Source organism: Leclercia adecarboxylata, assembly GCF_035787115.1.
GTDB classification, from domain to species: domain Bacteria; phylum Pseudomonadota; class Gammaproteobacteria; order Enterobacterales; family Enterobacteriaceae; genus Enterobacter; species Enterobacter adecarboxylatus_E.
In genome coordinates, this window is sequence record NZ_JALKTL010000035.1 from 1 (window position 1) to 255 (window position 255).

Annotated in this window: 1 pseudogene; it reads left to right on the top strand. The window is 53.7% G+C overall.

Annotated features, from left to right (window positions below):
• Positions 1–255: pseudogene (locus MXM41_RS22925) on the top strand (IS3 family transposase); the annotation flags it as partial.

The following is a 255-nucleotide window of genomic DNA, read 5'->3' on the forward strand; positions in this document are numbered from 1 at the left end:
GCTGAAGCGGGTTACCGACGAACGGGACATATTAAAAAAAGCCGCGGCGTACTTCGCAAAGCTGTCCGACTGAGGTACGCCTTTATCCGTGACAACACCTTTTGCTGGCCTGTTCGCCTGCTCTGTCGGGTGCTGGATGTTCATCCCAGTGGATTTTACGCCTGGCTTCAGCAGCCGCATTCACAACGCCATCAGGCAGACCTGAGACTGACAGGACAGATTAAACAGTTCTGGCTGGAATCGGGATGCGTCTAT